Below are 22,683 nucleotides of genomic sequence, written 5' to 3'. Positions count from 1 at the left end.
TTTCAATGTGGAATCTCTGCCGGGCCTGATCATAACAGCCTCCACTACATTAAACTATATATTATTTCCGGTTCGAAGCCGGAATTCAATTTTTCAGGCTGCGAAATAAAGAATAATAGTGAATAAAATCAAGGTTAAATTTATGATTATTAAATTTCGAGGCTGTTTTTTATCTGTTTTCAAAAAATTCCTTCAATTCTACTAATAATCATCAATTAACAGATCGATGAATGCCTCACCGAGATGTGCTATTATGTCTGTAGCTACCATCGCCTCCTCCCCCTGCCTTTCGGCAGCAAAATCTCCTGCAAGTCCGTGAAGATATACACCGAGCATCGCCGCCTGTTTCCCCTTATAACCCTGCGCAATAAGTCCGGCGATCACCCCGGTAAGAATATCACCGCTGCCACCGGTAGCCATTCCCGGATTTCCCGTAGAATTGAAATATAACTTTTTACCATCTGTAATCATGGTATGCGCTCCCTTAACAACGACCACCACTGCATAGTTCTTGCTGAACTCTTTGACTTTTGAGATCTTTTGCAGGTCGTCATCCCAATTCCCTATCAGCCTTTTCAGCTCTCCTGGGTGCGGTGTCAGTACCGACCCGGCAGGGAGCTCTCTTAATAATTCCGGATGAGTGGCAAGTATATTGAGTGCATCTGCGTCGATCACAATTGGTTTATTCAAAGTTCTTATAAAATCAGCAAACGCGACAGCCGTTTTCTCATCGGTGCCCATCCCCGGACCAATAGCCACAGAAGAATATGCTGAGGCAGGGATTATCGAAGTGATCTTTTTAGAATCTTCGTCGGTAAAGACCATAATCTCCGGAATCGCGATCTGAAGTACCAGATAACCACACTCGGGGACATAAGCACTTACCAGCCCGGAACCACTGCGCAAAGCAGCCTCTCCCGTCATTCGTATAGCCCCCATTTTACCGTAACTTCCCCCTACTACCAGGGTGTGTCCCTGGTCTCCTTTATGCGAGAATCGGTCGCGCTCATGAAAAACACGCTTCAGATATCCTTTATCGACATAGAATGCCAAAGGCTCAGTTTCTTCTATATAGCGTTCATCGAGTCCGATCGGAACTATTTCCCAGGAAAGGCAATATTTCCCAAAACCCGGAAGCAAAAAAACCAGTTTAGGAAATTGAAAACTAAGACAATGATCAGCACGAATCACCTGATCATCAAAATCCGGCACTCTGTCGAGGTAGAGTCCGGAAGGAACATCGATTGAGATCACCTCTGCCGGATGCTTGTTCACCAGGTCAAAGATCTCCCGGATCCAGGATGCCGGAGGTCGGCTCAATCCTGAACCAAAAACGGCATCGATAATGAATTCTGTAAATAATGGAAATTCAGGTCGCTCCCCTTCAGCGATAGTGACCGGATTTACCCCAAGCCTTTTTAAACGTTCGAGATTTCGTGTAAAATCATGCGAATGATCTTTTGAGAATTCAAGAATGAATATATAGGCATCATAACCTTCTTCCAATAAATAACGACCGATTACCAATCCGTCACCACCGTTGTTCCCTACTCCACAAATGACCACAACCCGGGATTTCTTTGAAGGAATTCTTGTCAGAATACGTTCAAATGCATGTTTTGCAGCTCTCTCCATAAGGGAAAGACTGGTGATACCCTGTCGCTCAATTGTTAATTTATCAGCGGTTCTGATCTGTTCCGTGGAGAAGACCTTCATTTTTTAACAAATCTTACAAATTAGTGTGAAATCGATAATTATTTAATAATTGTTTGATTAATAAATCTATTACTCCTACATTTGACCTTCATTATTGAAAATGCACCAGGATCAAAAGTACATATCTGCACTTACTAACTTCTCAACCGGGAAGGATCTTGCTATTTGCATTACCATTATCTCTACCATTATTACCCCTTTTGGGGTTTAATTATTTCATATCGTCCGCATACCATATCCTGTTTGAAAATTTAACTAGGAGCTAAAAACACATCATTTCAAACCGTCATATTATCATTTATGAAAGTATTAAAATTTGGTGGAACTTCCGTTGCCAACTCAGAAAATATAAATAAAGTTAAGGCTATCGTTAGTGAGGCCGCCAAGAAAGACAAACTGGTCGTTGTAGTATCCGCTCTCGGCGGCGTAACCGATAAACTGGTAGAAGCCAATAAATTGGCTTCCTCTCAAAACGAATCCTACCTTACCGTACTGAAGGAGATCGAAGAGCGTCACCTCAATACGATTCAGGCGTTGTTACCGGTACAGTCTCAAAGTGGTGTGATCAGCGCTGTGAAACGAGAGCTCAATGTTCTGGAAACGCTACTCGAAGGTGCATTTCTTATCGGTGAAACTACACCCCGATTATTGGATAAGATTTTGGGATACGGTGAATTATTGTCATCCTACATCGTAAGCGAATATTTTATCGCTGAAAAACTGAACAGCGTTCTTAAAGACGGAAGACTTTTGATTCGTACCGATGAAAACTTCGGTCGGGCTGCAGTTGATTTTAAACACACGAACGAGATCTGCCAGAATTATTTCGGAACAGTCAATTATGATGTGGTAGTGGTACCCGGTTTTGTAGCTTCTTCTGAACGACAGAACTCAACCACACTGGGACGCGGAGGATCAGATTATACTGCTGCAATTATCGCCGCAGCAGTGAATGCTTCAATACTTGAAATCTGGACCGATGTCAGTGGAATGTACACAGCAAATCCGAAACTTGTAAAACAGGCTTTTGCCATCCCGCACATCTCCTATGAAGAAGCTATGGAGCTTTCACATTTTGGAGCCAAAGTTTTATATCCGCCTACCATTCAACCGGTACTTACCAAACATATTCCTATCCTGATCAAAAACACCTTTGCTCCGGAGGAAGAAGGCACGCTGATCACCCGAAACACCAATGGACAAGAACGTGCAGTACGGGGAATCAGTCATATTGAAAACATGGCATTGCTTTCATTGGAAGGAAGTGGCATGGTTGGTATCCCCGGAATTTCAAAGCGATTCTTCGAAGTACTTTCAGAGGCGAAGGTTAGCGTTGTTTTCATCACCCAGGCATCTTCCGAACATTCGATCTGCATCGGTATTGCTGAAAGTGATGTATTGAAAGCCAAGGCTGCTCTCGAATCAGCCTTTGAATATGAAATGCAACAAGGAAAGATCAATCCTGTCTCTATCGAAACCCATATGGCTATCATCGCTCTGGTGGGTGACAATATGAAAAGTCACCAGGGACTTAGCGGAAGGATGTTCAGTGCACTCGGAAAGAACAATGTTAATATCCGAGCTATCGCCCAGGGAGCCTCAGAAAGAAACATTTCTGCCGTGATCGACAAGAATGACGTAAAAAAAGCACTTAACACGCTTCATGAGCAATTCTTTGAGGAGCACATCAAACAGCTGAACCTCTTTGTAATGGGTGTTGGAAATGTCGGAAACAAGTTCCTGAAGCAGATAGAACAACAACAAAAATTCCTCAAAAAACACCTGAAATTAAATTTACGTGTTATCGCGCTTTCCAATTCCAGAACCATGGTCTTTGAACAGGGCGGTATGGATCTGAGCAACTGGGAAGAACAACTTAAGCAAGGAGAACCTGCCAATCCGGATGAATTCTTTAAGAAGGTAATGAACCTCAACCTGAGAAACAGCATCTTTGTAGATAATACGGCAAATGAAAAGATCGCCGCCACTTATAAGAATTACCTCAAGGAAAGTATCTCCGTAGTAACCTGTAACAAGATCGCTGCTTCTTCAGATTATGGCAATTATAAAGAGCACAAGGAGCTCTCCAGAAAATACAATGCACCCTTTTTATTCGAAACGAATGTAGGGGCAGGATTACCGATTATCGACACGCTCAAGAACCTTATCGCTTCCGGAGATAAGGTTAATAAGATACAGGCAGTGCTATCGGGAAGTCTGAACTTCGTTTTTAACAACTTCGATCTGGATACACCCTTTGACAAAGTGGTGCATCAGGCAGGGGTTGAAGGATACACTGAACCGGACCCTAAGATCGATCTGAGTGGTATAGATGTTATGAGAAAGATTCTCATCCTTGCCCGTGAAAGCGGCTACACTATGGAACTTTCGGACATTAAAAACGAGTCTTTTCTTCCTCAGGAATCTCTGGACACAGATAACGTAGCGGATTTCTTCAATAGTCTGGTAAAACACAAAGACCACTTTGATGCATTGTATAAAAGTGCCAGCGAGAAAGGATGCAGATTAAAATATGTCGCTTCCTTTGAAAATGGAGAAGCCAGCGTTGGCTTACAGGAAATACCGGAAGGTCATCCGTTCTACAACCTGGAAGGAAAAGACAATATCGTTTTGTTCTTTACCGATCGTTATGTAGACCAGCCATTACTTATCAAAGGTGCCGGTGCCGGTGCTGATGTAACGGCATCAGGAATTTTTGCAGATATCATCAGGATCGGTAATTTTTAAATATGAAAGAAATAAGAATATTCAGTCCGGCTACCATCGCCAATGTTTCCTGCGGGTTTGACGTTCTCGGTCTTTGTCTCGATAATACCGGTGATGAAATGGTTATCCGAAAAGTTACCGAACCCGGTATCAGGATCACAAAAATTGAGGGGCAGCAACTTCCGATGGAAGCGGAAAAGAACGTAGCCGGAGTTGCAGCAATAAAGCTGTTACAAGCCGTGGAACACACTGGTGGATTTGAGATCGAGATCTATAAAAAGATAAAACCGGGAAGCGGAATCGGTAGTAGTGCGGCAAGTGCAGCCGGAGCAGTATTCGGAATCAATAAATTACTGAACGAACCCTTCAACGCCAATGAACTGGTAGGTTTCGCGATGGAAGGAGAGGCGCTTGCGAGTGGTGCTAAACATGCTGATAATGTCGCTCCTGCCCTTTTAGGCGGTTTTACACTGGTAAAGGGTTACGAACCTTTGGAAACCTTAAAATTAAATACCCCTTCTGAATTGTATGCAGCAGTCATACATCCACAGATCGAAGTAAAGACTGCCGACGCCCGTTCGGTACTAAAGCAAACGGTTAGTCTGAAACTGGCTGTAAAGCAATGGGGAAATCTGGCTGCTCTGGTAAGCGCCCTGTATACAGAGGATTATGACCTGATCAGCCGAAGCCTTACCGATGAGATCGTCGAACCTATGCGTAGTCCGCTTATACCCGGCTACAGCAAGGTCAAGGAAGCTGCAAAACTTGCCGGAGCACTGGGTAGTGGTATCTCAGGTTCCGGACCATCGATATTTGCTCTCACCAAGGGACGTAAGTCAGCTGAAGCGGTTGCCGCTGCCATGGGAGAAGTCTACCAGGAGATCGGTGTCGATTTCGATCTCCATGTATCAGCGATAAATCAGGAAGGAATTAAAATATTAGCAACAAAATAGAAATGAAATATTACAGCTTGAATAACCCCGAATCTAAAGATGCTGCAAATACGAGTTTTCGGGAAGCAGTGATCAATGGCCTTGCGCCTGACCGTGGACTATATTTCCCGGAAAAGATCACGCCATTGGATAAGGATTTCATCGAGCATCTGGAATTATATGAAAATGACGAGATCGCCTTCAGAGTCATACAACAATTCGTGGGCGGGGAAATTCCCGACGATGAGCTTAGAAAGATCGTATCAGAAACACTTTCATTTGACTTCCCCCTGAATAAGGTTGAAGAAGACGTCTATGCACTGGAACTCTATCATGGTCCAACCATGGCCTTTAAGGACGTCGGAGCAAGGTTTATGGCAAGATGTCTCGGTTATTTCAACAAAGACAAGGATCAGGAGACGGTACGTGTACTGGTTGCAACTTCGGGCGATACCGGTGGAGCTGTAGCCAGTGGATTCCTCGGGGTGGAAGGTGTCGAAGTGATCATTCTGTACCCATCCGGAAAAGTAAGCGATATTCAGGAAAAACAACTCACCACACTCGGACAAAATATTACGGCTCTTGAGGTAGATGGAGTTTTCGATGACTGTCAGGATATGGTAAAGACCGCGTTCCTCGACCCAGAACTGAATGCATGCAACCTGACTTCGGCAAATTCGATAAATGTCGCACGATGGTTGCCACAGATGTTCTATTTCTTCATCGCTGCAAGGGAACTTAAGAAACAAGGCAAAGAACCCGTATTTGCGGTTCCAAGTGGAAATTTCGGAAATATATGTGCAGGTATTATGGCGTACCGTCTGGGACTGCCGATCAAACATTTTGTGGCTGCAACCAATATAAATCGCACGGTACCCGATTTTATGAATTCAGGGAAATATGAACCCCGACCTTCAAAAGCGACCATATCCAATGCAATGGATGTCGGTAATCCGAGCAACTTCATCAGGATTCAAACCTTGTTCGAAAATGATTTCGATCTTCTGAAAGCCATGTTCACTTCAGAAAGTTATACCGATGAAGAAACACGGACAGCGATGAAAGCCATCTATGATCGTTCGGAATATATCGCAGATCCCCACGGAGCTGTTGGATATCTCGGCCTAAAAGATTACCAGAAAAATGTACCCGGCACCACCGGGGTATTTCTGGAAACCGCCCATCCAGTAAAGTTTCTGGATACGGTGGAGGAAACACTCAACACAAAAATCACGATCCCTGAACAGATCGTTTCCATAATCGATAAGCAGAAAAAAAGTGTACTTATCAGCAATTATGACCAATTGAAAACTTTCCTTTTGAAAGACAGTCATTAAAATCTAAGACCCCGTCAAGGCCATTACAGCCGTAAGACGGGGTTTTCTTCTCCTTATTCTCTTTACTTTCCTTTCTTTCTCCTGATATTTTGAATAATTTTGCGCGAAACCAAGTAAACACAGGATGAAGAATACAGCATTAACTGAAAAGCATATCGCTTTGGGTGCCAAAATGGTACCATTCGCAGGGTATAACATGCCCGTTCAATACGAAGGGGTGAACATCGAACATGAGACCGTTAGAGAAAAGGTCGGTGTTTTTGATGTAAGCCACATGGGAGAGTTTTTTATCAGTGGTCCCAAAGCACTGGACCTTATACAAAAGGTAACCAGTAATGATGCTTCTAAACTCACTATTGGAAGAGCGCAGTATTCTTGTCTTCCAAACGCTGAGGGAGGGATTGTAGATGATCTGATCGTTTACAAGCTCGAAGAGGAGAAATACCTTCTTGTGGTTAATGCTTCCAATATCGAAAAAGACTGGAACTGGATCTCATCTCATAATGAAGTTTTCGGAGCGGCGATGACCAATGTTTCTGATGATTATTCCTTATTGGCGATTCAGGGACCAAAGGCGGTGGAAGCGATGCAATCCCTGACACAAACCGATCTTTCGGCAATCAAGTTCTATCATTTCGAAGTCGGTGAATTTGCCGGGGTCTCAGACGTGATCATATCCGCTACCGGATATACCGGAAGCGGAGGATTTGAGATCTATGTAAAAAATGAGGACGCAGCAGTGGTTTGGGACAGGGTTTTCGAAGCAGGAGCTGCCTTTGGAATCAAACCTATCGGACTCGCAGCACGGGATACCTTGCGACTGGAAATGGGTTATTGCCTGTACGGAAACGATATTGATGACACTACCTCTCCCATCGAGGCAGGCTTAGGATGGATCACAAAGTTCACCAAGGACTTTGTTAATTCAGAGGCGCTTAAAGCCGAAAAAGAAGCAGGCGCTGCACGTAAACTTATAGGATTCACAATGAGTGAGCGTGGAATTCCAAGAAAAGGTTACACCATCCTGAATGAAAATGATGAAGAGATCGGAGAGGTCACCAGCGGAACCATGGCACCTTCACTCGGTCAAGGGATCGGTATGGGATATGTTAAAACTGAATTTTCCGGAGAAGGTACTTCTGTGAAGATCAGCATAAGAAACAAAGCCATCCCTGCTACCGTTGTTAAATTCCCATTTTACAAACAATAATTAACCGCTGATATAGTTTCAGCTATATAGATTGAAAAGGAGATTATTTGAATAGGATATTAATTTTAGGAGCCAGTGGGTTTATCGGTGGAGCACTTTATAAAGAGCTTTGCAATTACTTTGATACCTATGGCACTTATCACACCGGTAGGATCTATTCAGGAAATAAACATTTTTTCCATTTCGATATGGAAACAGATGACGTTTTCAGTTTACTGATCAAATTACGTCCCAATCTGATAATCTCCTCCCTTAGGGGAGACTTCGATGCCCAGGTAGAAACCCATGAGCTCATCGCTGAATATTGCAAAGCAACCGGAGCCAAAGTAATCTTCCTTTCTTCTGCAAATGTTTTTGATGCTTTTAGCAACTACCCCTCCTATGAATACGACAAAACGCTTTCCGAGAGTCCTTACGGCAAACTGAAAATCCGTATTGAAAATATGTTCATGCGCCTCCCTGAAAAGCAATTCACCATTGTTAGATTGCCGATGGTTTTTGGAAGTAAATCACCACGGATAAAGGAACTCAGATATTTTCTTGAAAATAAAGAAGCTTATGAAGTATTTCCGGACCTGGTGATGAACGTCACCAATGTCGATATGTTAACCCGACAAATTCACTACATCATCAACCGTAAAAGAAGAGGTATTTTTCATTTGGGTTCTTCCGATCTGGTTCATCATGATGAGTTCATATTCGAAGCCTGTCTTAAAATGGGCTATGAACATCCTTTGTTCAAAAATGTATACACTTCAAATTTCGACCGCTTTCTGGCAGTGCTTCCCAAAGACAATAAATTACCCAAACATCTGCAATTTACACAATCGGATATTATCGAAGCATTATAGGCTTATTACCAACTTAATTTTTATATATTTAAGTATCTGTTAAACTGTTATCCCCCGGACAAATCTTTTTTACAAAAGGTACGAACTGAGGGGTTTCATATAACCGCTAAAAGAGTAAACATGTGTGAAATGAGCTATAGCGATCAGGATGAACCTCACCCCGTTCGTTACATGGCGAATTCCATCTGATCTATTAAAAACAAATAAATCAAAACAGATGAAACTTACCAAAGAAGAAATCGAAGAACAACTCAAAGAATTGCAATACTGGGATCTTGAAGACAATATGCTCGTGACCTCCCTCGACTTCAAGAATTTTGTGGATGCATTTTCTATGATGACGAGAATTGCTTTCGAAGCAGAAGCGATGAGTCATCATCCTGAATGGAGTAATGTTTACAACAATCTTACGATTCGCCTGAGTACGCATGATGCGGGAGGAATTACGATCAAAGACTTCAAGCTCGCTAAAAAGATCGAACAAATAATCACCGGCAACTAATCTTTGCTTTTTTTGAAAATTACCTATTTTTGCGGGTAAATCAAACTTATTAAATCGTATGGGAAGAGCTTTCGAATTCAGAAAGGCCAGAAAACTTAAACGTTGGTCAACTATGGCCAAAACTTTTACACGTATTGGCAAAGACATTGTAATGGCTGTAAAAGAAGGTGGTCCTGATCCCGAAGCAAATGCGAAGTTAAGAGCTGTTATTCAGAATGCGAAGACCGCTAATATGCCTAAAGAGAATATCGAAAGGGCTATAAAACGAGCTTCTGACAAGAACACAGAAAACTACAAAGAGGTATTGTTTGAAGGATATGCACCACACGGAATCGCAATTCTGATCGAAACTGCTACGGATAACAACAACAGAACTGTCGCGAACATCCGAAGTTATTTCAACAAATGCAACGGAAGCCTTGGCACCAGTGGATCGGTTGAATTTATGTTCGATCACACCTGCAATTTCAGGATCAGCAGTGAAGGTATCGATCCGGAAGAACTCGAACTTGAGATGATCGATTTCGGTGCAGAAGAGATCTTCGTTGACGAAGACGGCGTATTGATCTATGCCCCGTTTGAGAATTTCGGAGCTATTCAGAAGGAATTAGAGAACCGGGGTATTGAAATACTTTCCTCCGGATTTGAAAGAATACCACAGGTCACCAAAGAACTCAATGCCGAAGAAGTGGCCGACGTTGAAAAACTACTCGAAAAGATCGAAGAGGACGATGATGTGCAGAACGTATATCACTCCATGAAAGAAAATGAAAGCGAAGGCTAACTCTCAAAAGAGTTTGCCTTCACTTTTCCTTCTACGCCTTTAAACCAGGCATAAAGATATCTTATATCCTTATCCGAATCAGCTGTCGGATAAAAAGGTTCAGATAGCCGCACTTCTTTTCTCCCGTAATCAAAGGCAGCCATAATAATAGGCACCCCTGCTCCTTTTGCGATGTAATAGAAGCCTGTCTTCCAGGAAGACACCTTTTTTCGGGTACCTTCCGGAGCCAGAGCCAGACGGAACTCTTCACGCTTTTCAAAGATATCAACCACTGCATCCACGGTATTGGAATTCTTGCTTCGGTCAACACCTTCTCCTCCCATCCAACGGAAATACCATCCAAACGGAGAATTGAATAATTCCTTTTTACCCACAAAGTTCATGGGAATTCCCACCATACTTCTTACCAGCACTCCGATATAAAAATCATGCCAGCTCGTATGCGGAACCACAATAATGATATATTTCTTAAGATCAGGGAATTCCCCTATTAACCTCCAACCGAGTATCTGGTTAAATATAAAACGGGACAGACCTTTCATCTTTTACATTTTCTCGTACATTCCCCTCAGTTTCTCCGGCGTGATCACCTGCTGCCAATCCTTACCCAAAGCATTCTCCCATAAAGGCACCATCCCCATAGAAACTCTGATCATGGTATCGAAATCTGCATCTGTAAGAGCTGCACATAACCCTTTGGCAAGTTCGATTTCATGAATATCCTTCATAGCCTTGAACAATTTCACCCCGTCAGGATAGAATTCCTCCAGATGATCAAATACGATACAATTCCCTTCTCCATGATGCGTACCCAAGACATAGGAAAGTCCATAACTCATGGCATGAGCAACCCCTACTTGTGAATATGCAATACTCATTCCTCCATGCCATGAAGCCATCATGAGTTTGTCACGAGACATCTCTTCATCAAGACTCTGGTCATAGAAGACCTCTTTACACAATTCATAGGATTTCTCTCCATAGCTCTGACTGAACGCATTAAGATAGGTACCGTTGAGTGATTCTATACAGTGAATATAACAATCCATTCCGGTATAGAACCATTGATGCTTAGGCACTCCTGCCGTGAGTTCAGGATCGAGTAATACCTGATCGAAAGGTGTATAATCAGAATTGATCCCCAGCTTCATAACCGGACCGGTAAGTACGGTGGTACGACTTACTTCCGCACCAGTACCACTGATGGTAGGGATTCCTACATGATATACAGCATCTTTTTTAACCAGATCCCATCCCTGATACTGATCTGCAGTTCCTTTGTTATTGAGCATGATCGCTACGGCCTTCGCCAGATCGAGCAATGTTCCTCCTCCTATCCCGATGATTCCGCTAGGTTTTTCATCAAAAGCTTCATTGATTCTGGAAACCAGGGCATCGACCTGTACGGTCTTGGGCTCTGTATCTGAAGAGATAAAGATGATCTGATCATCGAATATAAGAGGAATACGGGAAATTATTTCCGGATTATTCTCAAATACATCATCGATCAGAAATATGAATGGTGCTTTGTCGTTCCGGCGTTTCGGTAACAGGATTTCGTTGAGTTGATCAAAACTTCCTCTTCCGAAGACCACCCTTGGAACCATTGGAAAATTTTTGAATTTCATTTATGCTTTTTGAGTTAGTAAATTATGCGGTCGTTTCCAACCGGGGTGTCAGACTATTAAACAGCCGACTTCATTTCTTTGTTTTTAAGACACCAATAGATGCTGCCTGTAGGGTTCATCGATTACAGATACTTCAAAATCTCCCGGATATTATCCAGCGTATGATAACCACCGTTATCATCATTTTCCTTTACTTGCTCGTGAGCCCAGGTCGTATGAAAGGGCACATGGACTGCAGAGGCTCCGATATTGATCAGAGGAAGCACATCTGACTTCAGAGAATTCCCAATCATCAGAAATTCATCTACCGGAATTTCAAGATGACTCAGCAGATTACTGTAATTTTCTTCCTTTTTATCGCTGAGTACCTCGATATGATGAAAGTACTTGGATAATCCGGAACGATCAAGTTTTCTTTCCTGATCCAGCAGATCCCCTTTAGTGAGCAATATCAATCGATATTTACCGTTTAAACTTTTTAAAACCTCCTCCACACCATCCAGAATTTCGACAGGCTTAAGAATCATCTCCTTACCCATGTCCAATATTTTGGAAATGGTCTTGCTATCGATTTTACCATTGCTGAGATCTATAGCACTTTCGATCATCGACAACATAAAACCTTTGATTCCGTAACCATAGATTCCAAGGTTCTGCATCTCCATTTTGAAAAGTTCCTGATCGATCTTGTTTTCGGTCTCATAGGCCGAAAGCAGTCGGGCAAATTCATGCTCGGTATCCCTGAAATAGGTTTCATTGACCCAAAGTGTATCATCGGCATCGAAACCGATCACCCGGATATGACTCAAATCTATTTCCATATCTTGTTTGCTTTTACCAGGTCTTCAGGAGTATCGATCTCGATTCCTTCAGTATAGGTTTCCACCATTTTTATCTTTTTACCGTATTCCAGAAAGCGAATCGCCTCTATCTTCTCAGTAGCTTCCAGTGGGAGCATCGGTAATCTGGTGAAATCCAGAATGGCATTCTTACGAAATGCATAGATGCCTTTATGTTTATAATAATGTACTCCGGTGTCCTTGGCACGCGGGTACGGGATGGGTGATCTCGAAAAATACATGGCAAAATTTCGATTATCCACGATCACCTTTACCGTGTTGGGGTCACTGATTTCTTCCCAGTCGGTAATCGGAGTCATCAGCGATGCCAGATCGATCTCCTTTTCGGCATCATCCCTGAACACCTCGATCACCTTGGCAAGACTATCCCTATCGGTCATAGGCTCATCCCCTTGCACATTTACGACGATATCTATATCCAGGTCTGCTACAGCTTCAGCAATACGATCACTCCCACATTCATGAACAGCCTTGCTCATGATCGCCTTCCCTCCATTTGATGTGATCGTCTGATAGATCTCATCACTATCGGTAACCACAAAGACCTCATCAAAAAGTCCAGTATTTACCGTAGCCTCATAAGTTCTTAAAATAACCGGTTTCCCCTGAAGGTCTTGCATTAACTTCCCGGGAAAACGGGAAGCAGCATAGCGTGCCGGTATCATTGAAATTATTTTCATGAATCGTATTTATCTTCTATAGAAATAACAAAAGTAGTGCTAAAATTTTAGAAATCAACCGCGTCTCGGACGCAGTTTCCGGTAAAACCAATAGACAAATATTAAGACTATGATTACCAGTATCATCGCCAGAACAGGGACAAAAATGGAAGCAGCGCTCATCACCATAGCACCACCGGTTTCTACGGTGGAAACAACCGGATTACCAAGTCCTGCGGTAGAGACTGAAGAGGTAAGTCGGCTACCTGCTGAAGCTCCTTTAACCACCATTGCGGTTCCTCCTCCTGCAATAATGGCAAGTGACCAGGTTACTAAGGGATCCAGATTTGCTGCCGTGGATACCATCACAGCCGTTCCGGCAATAGCTGCCAGCGGTATCGCAATCGTATCGAGAAGATTATCGATAAACGGAATATAATACGCAAAAATTTCGAGCACCATGGCTATTCCCAGTGTGATCAAAGCCGGCATCGAGCCGATCCATTGCCAGTTAGGATTCAGGTCCCATAAGCCGAACCAGGCAGCAAGACTTAAGGCGAACAATGGCAAAAACACGCGCATACCAGCAGAGGCTGCCAATCCGATTCCTAAAAATATACTCAATATAGTGGTTGAATCCATATTATTTAAATAAGGTTTCCTATAAGCGTTATAAAAATACTAAAAATCTGAATTCACACCCCGGTTTGGAATACGATCACTGAAAAAACTCATTCTTAAAGCCAATGAGATACAATTTCTTACGCGCCCGGGTCACCGCGGTATACAACCACCTGAGGTATTCCCGATCAACACCGTTTGGTGCATAGGGCTGTTCGATAAATACCGTACTCCATTGACCACCCTGACTCTTATGTCCGGTTACCGCATAAGAGAATTTGACCTGTAAGGCATTGAAGAATTTATTATTCTTGACACTGAGGAATTTCTTATAATTCGAAGTCTCATCTTCATAATCCTTCATAACCTCCTGATACAAACGATTGCTATCTTCATAGGTAAGTGCCGGAGTATCGGCGGTAAGTGTATCGAGTAAAAGCACTGTTTCAAAGGGCTGCATTTTAGGATAATCGACCATTCGCACCTTTACTTCTGCAAATCTGAAGCCATACAATTCTTTAAAAGCGAAGATCTCGAGTACTTCGATGATATCACCATTAGCGATAAAACCGGCATCTGAAGTAGTTTTAAGCCAAAAATAATTATTGCGTACGACCATCAGAAAATCACCGGTGGCGAGTTCATTCTCCAGGAAAAGGATCCTGCCACGAATCTGCTGATTGTAAAGGTTTGCCCTCTTATTCGATCGCACAACGATGGCGGTCTCCTCGAGTCCGTCATCACTGAATGCCTGATTGATAGCATCCTGAATCTCATACCCATCGGTCAGCCGTACAATATCATCATAACCCCTGATATCAAATTGAAACGCCTCATGATATTCGGACTGAATTTGCTCTCTGAGAAGGGTAGCATTAAGGAGAATTCCGGAATCCAGCTGTTGACGCATCACTTCGTCGAGCTCTATTTGTTTCACCTCCTTATTATAATTAAGGTATAGGGTATCTTCATTCAATGCAGGAGATAAACTCAGGTTCACCGGTGGTAACTGAGCGGTATCCCCGATGAGAATAAGTTTACACCGATGCCCGGAATACACATATTGCATCAGGTCATCGAGCAGTGATCCATTCTCAAAAAGTTTGGAATCCGCCGGGGAATCAGGAATCATCGAAGCTTCGTCCACAATGAAGATCGTATCTTTACTTTTATTTGGAGAAAGGACGAACTTAACCGCACCGCCCTTTTGCTTACGCGGCACATAAATATGCTTGTGAATCGTAAAAGCTGTTCTTCCGGAATAACCAGAGATCACTTTTGCTGCCCTACCGGTGGGTGCAAGGAGCACAGATTTCTTCATAGTTTTCCACAAATTATTAACAAGTGTGCCTATGATGGTGGTTTTTCCGGTCCCTGCATACCCTTTCAAAATGAAAATATCATCTCTGGTATCCGACAATATAAATTCAGAAAGCTGCTGTAAAACAATATCTTGCTTCAGCGTTGGCTGGTGAGGAAAATTATTTTTCAGTAAATTGTAAAAAGAAACAGCGTCCATGGAGTCCTATTCTGATTCAAAAATAGGAATGTTTTTTCAGGGCAGAACTTTCGTGAAAGAAAAAAAATTGTAGATTTGCGTAAAACCACTTTAATTCAAAAAACAAACAATGAAGACAGTAATACAGATTGTTCTTTGGGCTTTAAGCATCTTCTTTGCTTATAAGATCTACACCTCCATCATGGAGCCTATAAAGTTTGATAAAGTTAAGAAGGAGCGTTATACGGCAGTAATCAATAAATTAAAAAAGATTAGAGATGCTCAGGAAGCACACCGTATAATCGATAATTCTTATGCCAAAGACTTCGAATCATTAGCGAAATTCCTGGATACTGCTCAGTTCACCATACTGGAAAAAAGAGATTCTTCCTTTATGCGTTATAACAGAACCTACCGCATCGATATGCCTGTAGATACTGTTGTGGTTGACACCCTTGGATTCATCCCCGTAAAGGATTCCCTGTTCAAAAACACGAATATCAATTATAAGGATTTGGGAACTATTCCTTATGCACAGAATAATGCTAAGTTTGATATGAAGACCGATATCCTCGACAAAAACGGATTCAGAGCTCCTGTATTCGAAGTTAAGGTAGACAAATCTTCACTACTGTATGATCAACCAGCGGACCTCGTAGCTAATGAGAAACAAATGATCGACGTAGAAGAAGTAAACGGTCCTGAAATCAAAGTTGGTAGTCTTACAGACGTAAGTACCAGCGGTAACTGGCCTCCATACTATGATACAAAAGGAGAAAAGTAATATATTACAAAAAACATTTTTGGAATTGTCCATTCAGGTTAGCTTGAGTGGACTTTCTTTTTGTATACTGGATACTGCTCATGATAAGATCCTGGAACTGGGTTCAACAGAATTCCCTCAGGCAGTTACTCCGGATATACAACTTCGAAGGCTTCGGGAATTGCTCGATACTGAGGTGTTCGAACAATATAGTTTCAGGGATATCAGAGTTATCCATGAAAATGAATTATCTTCATTTGTACCCCGATCACTCTTCAATGAGAGTCAGCTTCCGGATTACCTTAAATACAACGTCAAGATTCTTGAAAATGATTTTATCAATTATGATGAGATCAAAAGTCATGATATGGTAAACGTATACATTCCTTTTACCCATATCAACAATTATCTGTTTGAATCCTTTGGAAGTTTCGAGTACAAACATGCCTCAACGGTTCTGGTGGAAACCCTGATCAATAAAAGCCGAAATGGTATTGACAAAAAGGTATTCATCAACATATCGAAGAATCATTTTGAAATCGTCGTTACCCATCAGAAACAATTGTTGCTCTATAATCAATATCATTATCAGACTGCAGCAGATTTCATCTATTACCTCATGTTCACAATCGAGCAGTTACAACTGAATCCTGAACTCACAGACGTGATTTTATTAGGAAATACAGATCGTGACGATGAGCTCTATAAATATGCTTACAAATACATTCGCAACGTTCATATCGGAAATAACTTCAACCCTTATAAAGTTGGAAAGCAAGCCAGAGAACACTATGCGGATCATAAAAATCTAATTCTGTTAAATAGTTTCTGATGCGCATCATTTCGGGAAAATATAAAGGTAAGCGGTTGACCGCTCCATCAAAGTTACCGGTAAGACCGACTACTGATTTTGCAAAAGAAGCGTTGTTCAATGTATTGAATAACCACTACTATTTCAACGAACTTACAGTGACTGATCTTTTTGCAGGCACTGGAAATATTTCTTTTGAATTTGCCAGCCGCGGATGCGAACATCTTAAAGCGGTCGATGCGCACTCCGGATGTGTACAATACATCCGAAAGATCTCGGAAGAACTGGAGTTCAATATTCAATGTATCAAAAGTGATGTCTTTGTTTATCTTGAGAAAGCTACCGGAGAATCGGATATCATCTTCGCAGATCCACCTTACGACATGCCAGCAGAAAAACTGATGGAAATGGCAGATCTGGTCTTTAAAAATGAATTACTCGGTGAAGAAGGAATGCTGATCATTGAGCACAGCAAGCACGTCGCTCTCGAAACGCATCCATATTTCAACAATGCCCGTAAATATGGCGGGAGTGTCTTCAGTTTCTTTGAATGGCCTGATGAAGAATCTTAAAAAAGGCAGGCCATAAGCCGGATTCTGTCGAGCCTTATCATTTATCTAGTCTGAACATTACTGTAAAGATCAATCCGCCTACCCTCCAGCATCAGACGCGCAATCCTCTGCGCTGGTATACATGGCGTTTCACCGCATAGAGTTTACCTGGTTTCACTACAGCATTACCTGTACATACTTTCTGTTGCACTTGTCCTCGCCTTTCGACGGACGGCCGTTAGCCGCTATGCTGCGCTGTGGTGTCCGGACTTTCCTTCTCCGAAGAGACGATAAGGTAGCCTGCCGGCGGCAAAAATACTATTTTAATTATGAATTATAGATTATGGATTATGGATTATTGAGGAACGGTAAAAATGCCAAAATTCTTACGGAGGGTTACACTGCGATAACAAAACAGAGTAACAGCGTAACCCCGTAACAACGTTGTTAATAAAAATGTACAATTCGCTTTTTTAAAAAGGACATATTAGTGCGCAATTTTTATCTTTGTCCTGTATGGAACATTTCGTAGTATCAGCTAGAAAATACAGGCCAAAAACCTTCAGAGATGTGGTGGGACAACAAGCGATCACCAATACATTACTGAACGCGATCGAGAACAATCATCTCGCTCAGGCACTGCTTTTCTGTGGTCCTCGCGGGGTAGGCAAAACCACTTGTGCACGTATTCTGGCAAAGAAGATCAACGAAGAAGGCAATGAAAGAGAAGATGAAGATTTTGCGTTCAACATCTTTGAACTCGATGCTGCTTCCAACAATTCAGTAGAAGATATCCGAAACCTGATCGATCAGGTGCGGATCCCGCCTCAGGTAGGCAAATACAAAGTCTATATCATCGATGAGGTCCATATGTTATCTTCATCGGCATTTAATGCCTTCCTGAAGACGCTGGAAGAACCGCCGAAACATGCGATCTTCATCCTCGCTACTACAGAGAAACACAAGATCATCCCTACGATCCTATCGCGTTGTCAGATCTTTGACTTTAAACGAATCACCGTCGGAGATGCCAAGGAATATTTGAAATACATCGCAGAAAGTCAAGGCATCAATGCAGAAGATGACGCATTGCACATCATCGCTCAAAAAGCAGATGGCGCCATGCGTGATGCACTGTCTATATTTGACAGAGTGGTGAGTTTTTCCGGAAAGGAACTGACCAGACAGGCCGTTACCGAAAACCTGAACGTTCTCGATTACCAGACCTATCTGGAAGTGACTGATCTCATTCTTAAGAATGATATCCCGTCCTTACTGCTCTATTTCAACAATGTGCTCTCCATAGGTTTTGACGGCCACCATTTTATCAGTGATCTCGCATCACATTTCCGGGATCTGATGGTTTGTACCAATCCGAATACCATTCAATTACTGGAGGTAGGCGATGATACCAAAGCAAAATATCTGGAGCAAAGCAACCATACTTCCTTACCCTTTCTCCTGAAGGCACTGGAAATCGCCAATGAGTGCGACCTAAAATATAAGAGCAGCAAAAATCAGCGTTTGCTGGTTGAATTATGCCTTATGCAGTTAGCCTCCATCAATTACGATGGAGAAAAAAAAAATGACCCATACTTCATAATTCCACCGAATTATTTTCGGGAAAGCACGACCGAAAGAATTGACAGCACCTTAGCACCGAAGAAAGAAGTACGACAACCCGCTCCTGTTGCAGAAGTTGCAGTTGCAGAAACTAAAACTACGGTCAAGGCTGAAACGACAGCGCCTTACACTGATAAGCCATCAATTCAATCTACTCCTACTCCGTCCGGAACACCTAGAAAACCGATCCTGGAGATGAAAAACGCTCCCGTTTCCGGAACTTCCTTAAAATCATTAGCGGAACAAAGAAAACATAAGGAAAAAAAGGATCAGCAAAAAAGAGTGTATACTGAAGAAAATCTCCCTTCCGATGAATTCACTGAAGCTGAAATGCAAAAAATCTGGACGGATTATGTCAACATGATCGATAAGGATGGTAAGAAAATCATGAGCTCGAATCTTACAACAGGTACGCCTACTCTTAAAGACAAGCATACGATCTATATCGAATTACCCAATGACACTATGAAAAAAGAGGTGGAAAGAGACAAGAATCCGCTCATGACCTACATGAAGGAAAAGCTCAACAATTTCCACATCGAATTGTTCATACAGGTGAATGAAGCTACTGAAAAGGAATATGCCTTTACACCTCAGGAAAAATACGAGAAATTATGCACTCGAAATCCGTATCTGGAACTGCTCAGGAAAGAATTTGATCTTGATGTTTAATGCGCTTTGCGTTTCTGATCCGCAAGGCCAGTAACAACATCACAAATGCGATAATAAAAAGTCCGAGCGACTCCCTTCCTTCTTCGATATTCCTGATGTCACCATCGCCTATCTGCACCCCTTCGAAAGTTTCAGGCCAGGCGAAGATTCCTCCGATTATAAAACCTACCGCCGCCAGTGTTGCAAGCCAGAATGGAAGCTTTCCAAAGATGAACAAGACGCATAATACTGCAGCAAACAGATAAATTGCATACCAGAAATAAGGATCCGGATCGTTGTATTGTAACGCCGCAGAAACGATAAAAAGTAAAGCAAAGATCGAAGCAAGAATTTTAAAGAATGGTTTCATGGATTTTAGAATTGGTTATATGTTGTTTTATAATATCATAAACTTCAACACCGCTAACGGATTCTCCCGCAGCACCATCCTTTACATTGGAAACCAATACCGGGTAATCTAATTTACTTTCCGGGATTCTTCCGTGTGACCCTTTAACAAGTTTGGCATCCAATGGAATAACATCCATAAGTACCCGGAAACCCAGTTTCTTTTTAAACAATTTCCACAGAACCCTTGCCATTATAAAAGGCTTCCCGGGGTCTGTGAACATCTCTACGGGATCATATCCCGGTTTTTTATGAATGTCGACGATGCGTGCAAAATCCGGTGCTTTGGAATCATCCAGCCAGAAATAATACGTGAACCATGAATTTTCATCAGAAACTAACACAAGGTCTCCACTTCTTTCATGAGAAATATGATTCAATTGCTGATCATGTTTTCCCATGATCTCCTTAATTCCGGTCGTTTTTCGAAGCGCTGAAATCACAGCATTCTTGATCTTTGGATCATTAAGGTACACATGACAAACCTGATGATCGGCAACTGCAAAAGCTTTGGAAGCACCTGCATCCAGCAATTCCAACCCTCTTTCCTCCCGAATAGCCAGCCAACCGTTCTCTCTGAGGATACGATTGACATGTACCGGATTTGAAACATCTGTGATCCCGTATTCCGACAATAAGATAACATTTGCATTCTTACGCTCATAATAAGTTACCAACTCTTCCACCACGGCATCGATCTCCTGAAGGTCTGAGGCTATCTTTTCCATATCATGACCATAGCGTTGCAGATTATAATCAAGATGCGGTAAATAGACAAGAGTGAGTGTTGGATCATATTTCTTATCGGTAAGGATACTGGCATCGGCGATCCATTTACTGGATTTGATCGAGGTACGCGGCCCCCAGAAATCAAATAAGGGAAAAGTCCCTAATTCCTCCTGTAACTCGTCCCGAAGACCTGCAGGGAAGGAATAAATATCCGGTAATTTCCTGCCGTCAGCCAGATAATTAGGTCTGGGAGTTACACTATAATCGGCCGTGGAATACATATTATACCACCAAAACATATTAGCACAGGTAAATTCAGGATCCTGCTTTTTTAATTCATCCCAGATTTTCGGACTTTCCACCAATCGGTTTGACTGACGCCAGAACTTAACCTCAAGTTCATCCTTAAAATACCAACCATTTCCCACTACACCATGGGTTTCGGGCCACTTACCAGTCAGGTAGGTAGATTGAACCGAGCAGGTTACCGCCGGTAATACCGGCTCAATAATCGTTGATTTTCCGCGTTGAACAAATTTCTGAATAAAAGGTGTGTCCCTGCCTATCAGTCTGGGGGTAAGACCTACGACATTAAGAACTACAGTCTTCTTCATATACATTGAGTAAATTAGTTTTTAGCCAGGTTAATTCCCGATGGATCGATTCGGTAAGTTCCAGTTTCAGATCCTGGGGAAGAACTTCCCAGGTATAGGTTTCCACCTCGATATGCTCACATAATCCAGGGTGAGCCGCTAAATATTTTATCGTTTGCAATATCTGTTCCTGAGTTGACATGAGATTTCCATACTTTTCGAGAAATATCGGAACATGAAAATGTGCCCTGAGCTCTTTAAATTTTCTTTTTGAATTCACCACCGCCGGCAGATCAGAATAGGTTCGCACCCCATTATCAGTTTTTTCGGTTACCTGGTGAAGGTACACCGGCTCGATGAATTTAGACAATTCCTCCATTAATTGTCTGTCATTATCCCCGCTAAACTGTACTTTAAGGGCCGAACTGATCTGAATTTTACCAATGCGTATTCCGGTTTGTGCAAATCGCTTAAAGGTTCGGTCCGGATTTTCATACGCCAGCGCAAAATGACAAGTATCGTAGCAAACCTGAATATAACGCAAGACCATTTCCTCCGCTTCTACCGGATTCTTATCGAGTTCCTTTCTAAGATATTCCGCAGCAGCAGGAATCAGGTATGCCCGATAATAATTGATCAACTCGAAGCTATTCTCTATGAGTCCGTCTGGCTCCGGTTCAATATCGAGATGCATATATTTACCAGTCACACATTCGAGGTCATAAAGACGGTGAACGACTCTGGCCATATTAAATGCAGCTTTTTCAAAGCTCTTTTCCCGCAACTCCTCTGTTGTATGCCAGTGCTTATAACTTACGGGAGAAGTCGAGATTCCACCAGATACTCCTTTAGGTAAAAGATAATTGAGCTGATCGAACAAACGCAGTGTATACTCAAGCCGATCTTCCTTAGTCCAGTCAGGAGCATGTACAAGATCTTTGACTTCGCTGAAATGAAAATTACCATACGGAAATCCGTTCATGGTAAAGACATACATATCATTGGCTTCCAGCCATTGTTTAAACCGGTACAGATTGGTTCCGGTATGGAGTTCTTCACTTGCCTTGTTCGACAGACGTAACCCTATTCCAAACGGGGTTTCCGGAGACATTTTCTTTTTGACCTCCGGAAGGTAGATCCTTAGATTCGCAAACGTCTGAGCCCAATTCTCACCCGGGTGAATATTGGTACAATACGACAAATGATACTTATCGTTAATTAACATTCTT

Annotated in this window: 21 protein-coding genes and 1 other RNA gene; 11 read left to right on the top strand and 11 right to left on the bottom strand. The window is 42.3% G+C overall.

The features are described from left to right. Positions 1–201: 201 nt before the first annotated feature. Positions 202–1,716, bottom strand: coding sequence for an NAD(P)H-hydrate dehydratase (locus tag DMZ48_RS12595; protein ID WP_143955508.1), 1,515 nt, complete (start codon positions 1,714–1,716; stop codon positions 202–204). A gap of 300 nt (positions 1,717–2,016) precedes the next feature. On the opposite strand from DMZ48_RS12595, the gene thrA reads away from it, so the two are divergent. From thrA to DMZ48_RS12560, 7 genes are all read left to right on the top strand, one after another. Further along, positions 2,017–4,464: a bifunctional aspartate kinase/homoserine dehydrogenase I gene (gene thrA, locus DMZ48_RS12590; protein ID WP_143955507.1), complete on the top strand. Its 2,448-nt coding sequence runs from the start codon at positions 2,017–2,019 to the stop codon at positions 4,462–4,464. Positions 4,465–4,466: 2 nt separating this feature from the next. After that, positions 4,467–5,396: a homoserine kinase gene (locus DMZ48_RS12585; RefSeq protein ID WP_143955506.1), complete on the top strand. Its 930-nt coding sequence runs from the start codon at positions 4,467–4,469 to the stop codon at positions 5,394–5,396. A 2-nt stretch (positions 5,397–5,398) separates the two neighbouring features. After that, positions 5,399–6,712 (top strand): threonine synthase, encoded by a 1,314-nt coding sequence (gene thrC, locus DMZ48_RS12580; protein WP_143955505.1) that lies wholly within the window; start codon positions 5,399–5,401, stop codon positions 6,710–6,712. A gap of 124 nt (positions 6,713–6,836) precedes the next feature. Continuing rightward, the gene (gene gcvT / locus DMZ48_RS12575) at positions 6,837–7,922 is read left to right on the top strand and encodes a glycine cleavage system aminomethyltransferase GcvT (RefSeq protein ID WP_143955504.1); all 1,086 of its coding nucleotides are present in this window, start codon (positions 6,837–6,839) and stop codon (positions 7,920–7,922) included. 47 nt (positions 7,923–7,969) lie between these two features. Beyond that, entirely contained in the window at positions 7,970–8,773 is an 804-nt protein-coding gene (locus tag DMZ48_RS12570) for a sugar nucleotide-binding protein (protein WP_143955503.1), read from the top strand. A gap of 217 nt (positions 8,774–8,990) precedes the next feature. Further along, positions 8,991–9,275, top strand: coding sequence for a 4a-hydroxytetrahydrobiopterin dehydratase (locus DMZ48_RS12565; RefSeq protein ID WP_143955502.1), 285 nt, complete (start codon positions 8,991–8,993; stop codon positions 9,273–9,275). 58 nt (positions 9,276–9,333) lie between these two features. Further along, on the top strand, positions 9,334–10,059 hold the full coding sequence (locus tag DMZ48_RS12560; protein WP_143955501.1) for a YebC/PmpR family DNA-binding transcriptional regulator: 726 nt from the start codon (positions 9,334–9,336) through the stop codon (positions 10,057–10,059). Here the strand turns inward: DMZ48_RS12560 and DMZ48_RS12555 are convergent. The 6 genes from DMZ48_RS12555 to DMZ48_RS12530 form a co-directional block, all read right to left on the bottom strand. After that, positions 10,056–10,601 (bottom strand): lysophospholipid acyltransferase family protein, encoded by a 546-nt coding sequence (locus DMZ48_RS12555; RefSeq protein WP_143955500.1) that lies wholly within the window; start codon positions 10,599–10,601, stop codon positions 10,056–10,058. The two genes, DMZ48_RS12560 and DMZ48_RS12555, sit on opposite strands and share 4 nt — an antisense overlap. A 3-nt stretch (positions 10,602–10,604) precedes the next feature. After that, positions 10,605–11,687, bottom strand: coding sequence for an iron-containing alcohol dehydrogenase family protein (locus DMZ48_RS12550; protein ID WP_143955499.1), 1,083 nt, complete (start codon positions 11,685–11,687; stop codon positions 10,605–10,607). 122 nt (positions 11,688–11,809) lie between these two features. After that, the gene (locus DMZ48_RS12545) at positions 11,810–12,508 is read right to left on the bottom strand and encodes an HAD family hydrolase (protein WP_143955498.1); all 699 of its coding nucleotides are present in this window, start codon (positions 12,506–12,508) and stop codon (positions 11,810–11,812) included. Then, positions 12,499–13,227 (bottom strand): 3-deoxy-manno-octulosonate cytidylyltransferase, encoded by a 729-nt coding sequence (kdsB, locus tag DMZ48_RS12540; RefSeq protein WP_143955497.1) that lies wholly within the window; start codon positions 13,225–13,227, stop codon positions 12,499–12,501. The genes DMZ48_RS12545 and kdsB overlap by 10 nt, the downstream gene beginning before the upstream one ends. 54 nt (positions 13,228–13,281) lie before the next feature. Then, entirely contained in the window at positions 13,282–13,848 is a 567-nt protein-coding gene (locus DMZ48_RS12535; RefSeq protein WP_143955496.1) for a DUF4126 domain-containing protein, read from the bottom strand. A gap of 76 nt (positions 13,849–13,924) precedes the next feature. After that, positions 13,925–15,346, bottom strand: a complete 1,422-nt coding sequence (locus DMZ48_RS12530) for an ATP-dependent DNA helicase (protein WP_143955495.1) — start codon at positions 15,344–15,346, stop codon at positions 13,925–13,927. 109 nt (positions 15,347–15,455) lie between these two features. Between DMZ48_RS12530 and DMZ48_RS12525 the strand changes: the two genes are divergently transcribed. Genes DMZ48_RS12525 through DMZ48_RS12515 form a run of 3 tightly spaced genes read left to right on the top strand, consistent with a single transcriptional unit; the run spans position 15,456 to position 17,471 of the window. Beyond that, positions 15,456–16,109 carry a hypothetical protein gene (locus DMZ48_RS12525; RefSeq protein ID WP_143955494.1) on the top strand — a complete coding sequence of 218 codons (654 nt, stop codon included), beginning with the start codon at positions 15,456–15,458 and terminating at the stop codon, positions 16,107–16,109. Between the two features lie 19 nt (positions 16,110–16,128). Next, positions 16,129–16,920 (top strand): DUF3822 family protein, encoded by a 792-nt coding sequence (locus DMZ48_RS12520; protein WP_162558711.1) that lies wholly within the window; start codon positions 16,129–16,131, stop codon positions 16,918–16,920. Then, entirely contained in the window at positions 16,920–17,471 is a 552-nt protein-coding gene (locus tag DMZ48_RS12515) for an RsmD family RNA methyltransferase (protein ID WP_143955492.1), read from the top strand. Before DMZ48_RS12520 ends, DMZ48_RS12515 begins: the two co-directional genes overlap by 1 nt. Here DMZ48_RS12515 and rnpB read toward each other — a convergent pair. Then, an RNA gene (gene rnpB, locus DMZ48_RS12510) (RNase P RNA component class A) lies at positions 17,470–17,757 on the bottom strand. The genes DMZ48_RS12515 and rnpB overlap by 2 nt on opposite strands. A 209-nt stretch (positions 17,758–17,966) precedes the next feature. On the opposite strand from rnpB, the gene DMZ48_RS12505 reads away from it, so the two are divergent. Next, positions 17,967–19,745: a DNA polymerase III subunit gamma/tau gene (locus tag DMZ48_RS12505; RefSeq protein WP_143955491.1), complete on the top strand. Its 1,779-nt coding sequence runs from the start codon at positions 17,967–17,969 to the stop codon at positions 19,743–19,745. Here the strand turns inward: DMZ48_RS12505 and DMZ48_RS12500 are convergent. The 3 genes from DMZ48_RS12500 to eboE are packed head-to-tail and all read right to left on the bottom strand — an operon-like array spanning position 19,717 to position 22,679. Further along, the gene (locus DMZ48_RS12500) at positions 19,717–20,094 is read right to left on the bottom strand and encodes a transmembrane 220 family protein (protein ID WP_143955490.1); all 378 of its coding nucleotides are present in this window, start codon (positions 20,092–20,094) and stop codon (positions 19,717–19,719) included. The two genes, DMZ48_RS12505 and DMZ48_RS12500, sit on opposite strands and share 29 nt — an antisense overlap. After that, entirely contained in the window at positions 20,078–21,475 is a 1,398-nt protein-coding gene (locus DMZ48_RS12495; RefSeq protein WP_143955489.1) for an alkaline phosphatase family protein, read from the bottom strand. The genes DMZ48_RS12500 and DMZ48_RS12495 overlap by 17 nt, the downstream gene beginning before the upstream one ends. Continuing rightward, the gene (gene eboE, locus DMZ48_RS12490) at positions 21,453–22,679 is read right to left on the bottom strand and encodes a metabolite traffic protein EboE (RefSeq protein ID WP_143955488.1); all 1,227 of its coding nucleotides are present in this window, start codon (positions 22,677–22,679) and stop codon (positions 21,453–21,455) included. The genes DMZ48_RS12495 and eboE overlap by 23 nt, the downstream gene beginning before the upstream one ends. Positions 22,680–22,683: the final 4 nt, after the last annotated feature.

Source organism: Robertkochia solimangrovi (assembly GCF_007279655.1).
Classification (GTDB): Bacteria; Bacteroidota; Bacteroidia; order Flavobacteriales; family Flavobacteriaceae; genus Robertkochia; species Robertkochia solimangrovi.
Note: the sequence above shows the minus strand (reverse complement) of the source record. Positions and strands in the feature narration are given on the sequence as shown.

Excerpts from the sequence above, each read along its gene's own strand:
- DMZ48_RS12595 (WP_143955508.1), bottom strand. The coding sequence starts at position 1,716 with ATGAAGGTCTTCTCCACGGAACAGATCAGAACCGCTGATAAATTAACA.
- thrC (WP_143955505.1), top strand. The coding sequence starts at position 5,399 with ATGAAATATTACAGCTTGAATAACCCCGAATCTAAAGATGCTGCAAAT.
- gcvT (WP_143955504.1), top strand. The coding sequence starts at position 6,837 with ATGAAGAATACAGCATTAACTGAAAAGCATATCGCTTTGGGTGCCAAA.
- DMZ48_RS12550 (WP_143955499.1), bottom strand. The coding sequence starts at position 11,687 with ATGAAATTCAAAAATTTTCCAATGGTTCCAAGGGTGGTCTTCGGAAGA.
- DMZ48_RS12560 (WP_143955501.1), top strand. The coding sequence starts at position 9,334 with ATGGGAAGAGCTTTCGAATTCAGAAAGGCCAGAAAACTTAAACGTTGG.
- DMZ48_RS12505 (WP_143955491.1), top strand. The coding sequence starts at position 17,967 with ATGGAACATTTCGTAGTATCAGCTAGAAAATACAGGCCAAAAACCTTC.
- kdsB (WP_143955497.1), bottom strand. The coding sequence starts at position 13,227 with ATGAAAATAATTTCAATGATACCGGCACGCTATGCTGCTTCCCGTTTT.
- DMZ48_RS12500 (WP_143955490.1), bottom strand. The coding sequence starts at position 20,094 with ATGAAACCATTCTTTAAAATTCTTGCTTCGATCTTTGCTTTACTTTTT.
- eboE (WP_143955488.1), bottom strand. The coding sequence starts at position 22,679 with ATGTTAATTAACGATAAGTATCATTTGTCGTATTGTACCAATATTCAC.
- DMZ48_RS12530 (WP_143955495.1), bottom strand. The coding sequence starts at position 15,346 with ATGGACGCTGTTTCTTTTTACAATTTACTGAAAAATAATTTTCCTCAC.
- DMZ48_RS12545 (WP_143955498.1), bottom strand. The coding sequence starts at position 12,508 with ATGGAAATAGATTTGAGTCATATCCGGGTGATCGGTTTCGATGCCGAT.
- thrA (WP_143955507.1), top strand. The coding sequence starts at position 2,017 with ATGAAAGTATTAAAATTTGGTGGAACTTCCGTTGCCAACTCAGAAAAT.
- DMZ48_RS12515 (WP_143955492.1), top strand. The coding sequence starts at position 16,920 with ATGCGCATCATTTCGGGAAAATATAAAGGTAAGCGGTTGACCGCTCCA.
- DMZ48_RS12585 (WP_143955506.1), top strand. The coding sequence starts at position 4,467 with ATGAAAGAAATAAGAATATTCAGTCCGGCTACCATCGCCAATGTTTCC.
- DMZ48_RS12495 (WP_143955489.1), bottom strand. The coding sequence starts at position 21,475 with ATGAAGAAGACTGTAGTTCTTAATGTCGTAGGTCTTACCCCCAGACTG.
- DMZ48_RS12565 (WP_143955502.1), top strand. The coding sequence starts at position 8,991 with ATGAAACTTACCAAAGAAGAAATCGAAGAACAACTCAAAGAATTGCAA.
- DMZ48_RS12535 (WP_143955496.1), bottom strand. The coding sequence starts at position 13,848 with ATGGATTCAACCACTATATTGAGTATATTTTTAGGAATCGGATTGGCA.
- DMZ48_RS12555 (WP_143955500.1), bottom strand. The coding sequence starts at position 10,601 with ATGAAAGGTCTGTCCCGTTTTATATTTAACCAGATACTCGGTTGGAGG.
- DMZ48_RS12525 (WP_143955494.1), top strand. The coding sequence starts at position 15,456 with ATGAAGACAGTAATACAGATTGTTCTTTGGGCTTTAAGCATCTTCTTT.